The organism is Chryseobacterium sp. JK1 (assembly GCF_050632815.1).
In the GTDB taxonomy this organism is placed as follows: Bacteria; Bacteroidota; Bacteroidia; order Flavobacteriales; family Weeksellaceae; genus Chryseobacterium.
In genome coordinates this window covers 276730-284148 of record NZ_JBODRU010000005.1, presented here as the reverse complement: position 1 = coordinate 284148, position 7419 = coordinate 276730, and the positions used below count along the sequence as shown (strand labels likewise).

The following is a 7419-nucleotide window of genomic DNA, read 5'->3' as shown; positions in this document are numbered from 1 at the left end:
ATTCCGAACACAGAAGTTAAGCCCACCAGCGCCGATGGTACTGCTAACGCGGGAGAGTAGGCCGCCGCCAGTTTTTATTTTATTTTTAAAAAATCCTTTATCTTAACGATAAAGGATTTTTTTGTTATATACATACAATCCCTTACCTTCCTCTCTTTCTTATACCTAAACACTTCTATACCCATATACTCACGTACTCTTACACTCTTATATACTTATAGCTTATAAAGATCTCAATACTAAGGAATGGTAAAGAAATACATTTTTAAAATCTAAAATATCTTTTTAAGTATAAATAAAAAAACGGCTACCCCAGAACTGAGATAGCCGCTTGTAGTCTATAATTTGTTTATCATACTTGTATAACCCCTAAATTAAATTTCTCTGTAATAGGAGAGTGGTTAGCTGCTTCTATTCCCATAGAGATCCATTTTCTGGTATCTGCGGGATTAATAATGGCATCTGTCCATAATCTGGCAGCTGCATAAGTTGATTCTGTCTGTTTCTGATACTTTTTAGAAATAGTATCTAGGATTTCATTATGTTCTTTCTCTGAAATTTCTTTACCTTGTTTCTTCAAAGTAGATTCCTGGATCTGAGCTAAAACTTTTGCGGCTTGTGCTCCTCCCATTACAGCAAGATCAGCCCAAGGCCATGCCACAATTAATCTAGGATCATAGGCTTTACCACACATTGCATAATTTCCAGCTCCGTAAGAGTTACCCGTAATAATGGTAAATTTAGGAACAACTGAATTTGCGACAGCATTTACCATTTTTGCTCCGTCTTTAATAATTCCACCATGTTCAGATTTTGACCCTACCATGAAACCGGTAACATCCTGTAAGAAGATTAAAGGAATTTTTCTTTGGTTACAGTTCGCAATAAATCGGGTCGCTTTATCTGCTGAATCAGAGTAAATAACTCCACCAAACTGCATTTCTCCTTTACCGCTTTTTACCAGTTTTCTCTGGTTTGCTACAATTCCTACGGACCAGCCATCAACTCTGGCTGTAGCACAGATGATACTTTTACCGTAATCGGGTTTATACTCTTCATATTCGGAGTTATCCACAATACATTTAATGATTTCAAGAGTATCATATTGTTCAGCTCTCGAGACTGGCATAATTCCGAAAATATTTTCCGGGTTTTCTTTTGGCGGGAAACTTTCGATTCTGTCGAAACCGGCTTTTTCGTTGCTTCCGATGGATTTCATGATATTTTTAATTCTATTCAGAGCATCTTTATCATCTTTAGCTTTAAAGTCTGTAACACCTGAAATAGAACAATGGGTTGTTGCTCCTCCTAAAGTTTCGTTATCTATGCTTTCTCCGATAGCAGCCTTTACAAGATAGCTTCCTGCAAGGAAAATAGAACCTGTTTTATCAACAATCATAGCTTCGTCGCTCATGATAGGAAGATAAGCTCCTCCAGCAACACAACTGCCCATTACAGCAGAAATCTGGATGATTCCCATAGAGCTCATCTTAGCGTTATTTCTGAAAATTCTCCCAAAATGTTCTTTGTCTGGGAATATTTCATCCTGCATTGGAAGATAAACACCCGCAGAATCTACCAAATAGATAATCGGAAGTTTGTTTTCCATAGCAATTTCCTGTGCCCTCAAGTTTTTCTTTCCAGTGATAGGAAACCATGCACCTGCTTTTACTGAGGCATCATTTGCAACAACGATACACTGTCTTCCCGAAACATACCCGATCACTACAACTACCCCTCCGCTAGGACATCCTCCATGTTCTTCGTACATTTCATAGCCGGCAAATGCACCAACTTCTATGGAATCTGAATCTTTATCGAGAAGATAATCTATTCTTTCTCTTGCAGTCATTTTTCCCTCATCACGAAGCTTTTGAAGCCTCTTTTCACCACCGCCTTTTTTGATCTCGGCAAGTAAGCGATTTATTTCAGATAATTTCAATCTGTTCTGATCTTCTCGTTTATTGAATTCGATATCCATAAAATTTTCAATTTTTTATGCTTAAAGATACTATTTTTATGAGGAATATGAATGGGAAGTAAAACAAGCGTTTAAAAGTTTGGTTTTTAGTAAATTGTGAAATTTTTAACAGTAAAATATTTTTAAATAATTTATATTTTTTCTAACTTTACAATAGAGTAACAGAGGTGATATTCTCTGCTAAATACTCTAAGTTCCTAGTTTATTTTTTTAATAGTTTATTATTTGAAGGCCCTGAAAGTTTAATAAATTTTCAGGGTTTTTTGTATTCTATTAAAAAAGAAAGACATTTTTTATTTTTGTTAACTTTTTTTAGATTAAACTTATCTTTTTATCAAAATTTGTCAATGCTATTTGTAAATTTGCATGTTAAAAATTCAAAGAAGATAGGTTATGCATAAATTGGCGCTTTTCAGGTTGCATTTAATAGTATTTTTATGGGGATTCACTGCAATTTTGGGGAAACTGATTCATGCCAATGCACAGATTCTGGTATTCTACAGGATGTTATTTGCAGCAGTATTTCTTTTTGTATTTATAAGAGTCTTTCGGAAGGAAAGTATAAAAGTCTCAAAGAAGATCTTTTTCCAGCTGGCGGCTATAGGTTTTGCGATGGCGCTTCATTGGTACTGCTTTTTCTATTCAATTAAAGTTTCCAATGTTTCCATTGCTTTAAGCTGTCTTTCATTGTCCACTCTTTTTGCTTCGATATTGGAGCCGATCATCTTTAAGAGGAAGATCGACATTTCGGAGGTCATCATGGGGTCCGTTATTGTAGCCTGTATCCTATTAATTTTTAAAACAGAGTTCCATTTTAAAGAAGGAATCATCTATGGTATTCTGTGTGCAGTTTTCGGGACTATTTTCTCTGTTTTTAACGGTAAAATGTTTGGTAAAACAAGCTCCGGAAATATTATATTTTATGAAATATTCTGCGGATGGTTTATATTAATGATTATTTATCTATTTTCCGGACAAATTTTTCAGATGGGTGAAATAAACTACAGAGATCTGGCGTTAATATGCTTGTTAGCCAGTGTGTTTACGGCTTTCCCCATGCTGGAGTCTGTTAATTTAATGAAATACATATCGCCTTTTACTTTAATTTTAACAGTTAATTTGGAACCTGTCTACGGAATTATACTAGCTTTTTTTATCTTTGGGGAATCAGAACATATGAGCCCTATTTTTTATATCGCTTCAGCTGTTATGATACTGGCAATCATAGTAAATGGATTAATGAAAGCCAGAAAAACTAAAAACTTAAACTAAGCATCAAATTTATATGATGAAAAAATATTTTTTACTTGCATTTTCACTGTTGTTTGGGGTGTCTCAGGCTCAGATTATCAGGAAATATTCCAATGAATTCTTAAATATAGGAGCCGGAGCCCGAGGATTGGCAATGGGAGGGGCAGTGATCTCCAATCAGGATGATGTATATGCACCAATGTGGAACCCTGCAGGTTTGATGGCTATTGATAAAGACTGGCAAGGTGCTGCTATGCACGCGGAATACTTTGAGTCTATTGCAAAATATGATTATCTGGCCTATGCTAAAGTACTAGAAGAAGGTGTTTTCGGAGTTTCTGTGGTAAGACTTGGGGTAGATAATATCCTGAATACTACTCAAATGATTGACTCGGAAGGAAACATTGATTATGATAAAATTACAAAATTCTCACAGTCTGATTACGCAGCGATTCTTTCTTACGCATTCAGACCGGGAGGTAACCCAAATCTTGACGTTGGGGTGAATGCCAAAATCGTCTATAGAAATGTGGGCAAGTTTGCTAATGGCTATGGTTTTGGTTTTGACGTAGGAGCTATTTATAAAGGAAATAACGGATGGAAGTTTGGGGGGATGCTTCGTGATATTACCACTACGGTCAACTTCTGGAGTATTAATCAAAAAGAGCTTTCTACCGTAGTAAATGGGGAAGAATTTAACCCTGCTCCGAAAGATAAAATGGAGCTTACAATGCCAAAACTTAATGTGGGAGCCAGTAAATTGTTTGAAATCAACAGCAGTGTATATGTATTGCCGGAAGCGGGGATCAATGTAGATTTTGCTAAAACGGCCTCTTTAATTTCAACCGATTTTGCAAGTATCAGCCCATATGCCGGAGCAGAACTGGGATATCAGAAAATGATTTTTGTGAGACTGGGGATCAACAGATTCCAGTCGATTACAGATATAGAAGACCTTAAAAGAAAAGTTTCCTTTCAGCCGAGTGCAGGTATTGGGATAAGATATAGAGGACTTACACTGGATTATGCAATTACGAATTCAGGGATAGGAGGATCTAATTTTTATTCTAATTTCTTCTCATTGAAGCTGGATATGGGAGCATTCAGAAATGATTAAACGGTAAAAAAATGAAAAAGATTTCAATGCTAGTGCTGGCAATCTGCTCAACAGGAGTTTTTGCACAAAAAGTTTCAGACTATAAGTATGTTTTTATTCCTGAGAAGTTTCAAACTTTTAAAAAGAGCAGTTTTGGATTGGAAGCTGCCTTAGCCAAAGCTTTAGAGGGAAAGAAGTATGAGGTTTTAACAGAAAGTATGGATAAGTGGCCATCAGAAGCAAGGAATAATACCTGTAATGTTCTGAATGCCGAAGTTTTGAATGATAAAAGTCTATTCACCAATAAAGTAATCTTACAGTTCAAAGACTGTAACAAAAATGTAGTCCTGGAATCCAAAGGAAGTTCCGATATTAAAGAATTTGAAGAAGGATTTGCAGATGCATTGAATCAATCTTTAACCAAGGTGAGCGTTTCCAACCCTGTTGCAATGTTACCGGCTCGCACTGCAGAAACCACTCAGGTTGCTCAGAGTAATACCGTGTCAGAATCAACAACAACATCAACCCCTCCATCGTCCAATAGCTTTTCTAATGGAAAAACAGATGTACAGAAAATAGAGATTGATGCTCATCAGTTTATTTTGGCAAAATCAGGAAGCTCGGTTCCGTTTGCATCTTTTAAAGCCACTTCAAAAAAAGAGGTATTCATTGTAAAACTAGCTGATGGAAATACAACGATTGGGTACTTTGAAAATGGAAATATTGTTATAGATATTCCTCAGGCGGATGGAAGATTCTCCAAAGAAGTTTTCAAAGGAAAATAATTCTCTTATAGAACATAAACATATAAAAGGCTCTTGAAAAAGAGCCTTTTACGTTCAGATATGTTGATGTGTTTTTTCCAGTTTCTGTGTACGAAACTATTAACAAACTAACCTTTGAATACGCAACTATTCTCTCTTTCCAGCCATTCAGCATCGATGATGATAAATGTGAAAAATCAAACAAATCCTTTATATTGCTAAACAAAGACACAATAATACCTTTGAATTTAGCAATATTTTCATGGGATTATTGTTTTTAGTTGATATGACTAATTTATGAAAAAAATATTAATAATACTGTTATTTGATAAATAATTTATTTTTTAACAATTATTTTTGATTATTTTTATTTCTAATTGGTGATTTTTTTAATGTTTTATATCTTTCCATGAAATAGAATAATATCCTTTATCTGTGGGATAAAAGATGATTTCTTAAGAACAGTCTGCAGACTATTTATTCATTGGTATTGAAGAATTCCCAGATGACTTTAGCTTTACTTTTGCCCAGAATTTCTTCTAAGGTTTCCAGATTGGATTCTTTGATTCGTTTTACGGATTTTAGCTTAGAAAGCAGTAATTCTATTGTTTTTTCTCCCACACCGGGAATTTCCTCCAGTTCTGATTTGATGGTAGAATTTTTTCTTCTGGTTCTGTGATGTTTTACCCCGAAACGGTGTGCTTCATCACGCACTCTTTGTAGAATCTTTAATGTTTCAGACTTTTTGTCAAGATATAACGGGATTGAATCTTCAGGGAAGAAGATCTCCTCAAGCCTTTTCGCAATGCCTACAATGGTAATTTTTCCGTAAAGTCCTAAAAGGCGTAAACTTTTCACAGCGGAGGATAACTGGCCTTTTCCTCCGTCAATAAGAATCAGTTGAGGAAGGTTTTCCCCTTCATCCAGCATTCTTTTGTATCGGCGGTAGATCACTTCTTCCATCGTAGCGAAATCATTAGGCCCTTCTACAGTTTTAGGATGGAAAATTCTATAATCAGATTTACTTGGTTTACCATCTTTGAATACCACACAAGCCGAAACCGGGTTGGTTCCCTGAATATTTGAGTTATCAAAACCTTCAATATGTCTTGGCTCTACAGGCATTCTTAGCAGCTTCTGCATTTCAGCCATGATTCTGTTGGTATGTCTCTCAGGATCTACGATCTGAACCTGTTTCAGCTTTTCCAGACGATATTCCTTCGCATTTTTCTCAGACAGTTCTACAATTCTTTTTTTGTCACCTACTTTCGGAACAATCAGTTTTACATTTGGTATTTCTACGGATAGATGGAAAGGGATGAGAACCTCTTTGGAATCTGAACCAAACTTCTGTCTGATTTCAATCAGAGCTTCTTCCAGGATATCTTCATCTGTTTCTTCCAGTATCTTTTTGATCTCTGTGGTGAAACTCTGGATGATATTTCCATTTCTTATTTTAAAGAAGTTTACATAGGCGGCCGTTTCATCACTCGTCATTCCGAATACATCCACATCGTCAATATTAGGATTTACAACCGTATTTTTAGATTGATAATCTTCAAGGATGTCCAGTCTTTCTTTAATGATCTGTGCTTCCTCAAACTTTAGATTAGAGGCTAGTTTCATCATTTGGTTCACCAGATACTCTTTCGCTTTTCGGAAGTCTCCTTTTATAATTCCGCGGATGGCGTCTATCTTTTCATCATAATCTTCCTTACTCTCAAGATCTTCACAGGGACCTTCACAGTTTTTGATATGATATTCAAGACATACTTTGTATTTTCCTTCAGCAATTTTAGCCGGTGAAAGGTTCAGATTACAGGTTCTAAGCTTATAAATATGTTTGATGGTGTCCAGCAATACTTTTGCAGGACGTACTTTTGCATAAGGTCCATAATATTCCGAGCCATCTTTTACCATATTTCGGGTGAGGAAGATTCTTGGAAATTCTTCATTTTTAATACAGATCCATGGATAGGTTTTGTCGTCTTTCAACATGACATTGTAAAACGGCTTGTGCTCTTTGATCAGATTATTTTCCAGCAAAAGAGCATCATATTCACTATTCACAATGGTAGTTTCCAAGCGCTGGATCTTACTCACCATTATTTTGATTCTGTACCCCGGAAGGTTTTTATTAAAATAGGAGAGAACCCTTTTTTTTAGATTTTTAGCTTTCCCTACGTACAATAGTTGTTCGTTTTTATCATAATAACGATAAACGCCGGGTTCGGATGGTAAAGTTTTGAGCTGTAATTCTAAAGAAGGATTCATATAACAAAATTAAGGAAACTTTCCCTATTTTGAAAAAAGAAAACCTGCAGAAT

5 protein-coding genes and 1 rRNA gene are annotated in these 7419 nt (G+C 35.7%); 4 read left to right on the top strand and 2 right to left on the bottom strand.

The genetic code is table 11. From position 1 onward, the window contains the following. A 5S ribosomal RNA gene (gene rrf, locus ACQ76T_RS21915) occupies positions 1-73 on the top strand; the annotation flags it as partial. A 279-nt stretch (positions 74-352) separates the two neighbouring features. Here rrf and ACQ76T_RS21910 read toward each other — a convergent pair. Further along, positions 353-1981 (bottom strand): acyl-CoA carboxylase subunit beta, encoded by a 1629-nt coding sequence (locus ACQ76T_RS21910; protein ID WP_431345330.1) that lies wholly within the window; start codon positions 1979-1981, stop codon positions 353-355. A gap of 393 nt (positions 1982-2374) precedes the next feature. Here ACQ76T_RS21910 and ACQ76T_RS21905 point away from each other — a divergent pair, with 393 nt between their 5' ends. The 3 genes from ACQ76T_RS21905 to ACQ76T_RS21895 are packed head-to-tail and all read left to right on the top strand — an operon-like array spanning position 2375 to position 5113. After that, positions 2375-3253, top strand: coding sequence for a DMT family transporter (locus ACQ76T_RS21905; protein ID WP_431345329.1), 879 nt, complete (start codon positions 2375-2377; stop codon positions 3251-3253). A gap of 13 nt (positions 3254-3266) precedes the next feature. Next, a complete protein-coding gene (locus tag ACQ76T_RS21900; RefSeq protein WP_431345328.1) occupies positions 3267-4349 on the top strand; it encodes a PorV/PorQ family protein in 1083 nt (360 codons plus the stop codon). Positions 4350-4360: 11 nt separating this feature from the next. Next, the gene (locus ACQ76T_RS21895; protein ID WP_431345327.1) at positions 4361-5113 is read left to right on the top strand and encodes a hypothetical protein; all 753 of its coding nucleotides are present in this window, start codon (positions 4361-4363) and stop codon (positions 5111-5113) included. 456 nt (positions 5114-5569) lie between these two features. Here the strand turns inward: ACQ76T_RS21895 and uvrC are convergent, their stop codons facing one another. Further along, positions 5570-7366 (bottom strand): excinuclease ABC subunit UvrC, encoded by a 1797-nt coding sequence (uvrC, locus tag ACQ76T_RS21890; RefSeq protein WP_431345326.1) that lies wholly within the window; start codon positions 7364-7366, stop codon positions 5570-5572. Positions 7367-7419 lie beyond the last annotated feature (53 nt).